Source organism: Cohnella sp. GbtcB17, from assembly GCF_019091135.1.
Classification (GTDB): domain Bacteria; phylum Bacillota; class Bacilli; order Paenibacillales; family Paenibacillaceae; genus Cohnella.
This window is the reverse complement of the sequence record NZ_JAGXJW010000421.1, coordinates 1-241: the sequence shown is the minus strand read 5'-3', so window position 1 is coordinate 241 and position 241 is coordinate 1. Positions and strand designations below refer to the sequence as shown.

At 62.2% G+C, this 241-nt stretch carries 1 protein-coding gene; it reads left to right on the top strand.

What is annotated here, in order from left to right; all coding sequences use genetic code 11:
- Positions 1–7: 7 nt before the first annotated feature.
- On the top strand, positions 8–241 hold a 234-nt coding region (locus KVT38_RS34090), incomplete at its 3' end, for a winged helix-turn-helix domain-containing protein (RefSeq protein WP_254639760.1).

The window sequence follows — 241 nt, the reverse complement described above, 5'->3', positions numbered from 1 at the left end:
CGCCGCGCTGCTGACGCACGGCCGCCTGACGAAGGTCGATCTCAGCCGGATGCTGGGCATCAGCTTCCCGACGGTCAGCAAGTTTCTGTCCGACATGGAGCGCGAAGGGGTGTTGGTCGCGGCCGGACTCGACGCGTCCAGCGGCGGACGGCGGGCGCTGCGATATGCCTACTATCCCGATCATATGCTCGGACTCGCCCTATTTCTGGAGAAGCATGTGACGCATTATTCGATCTTCATC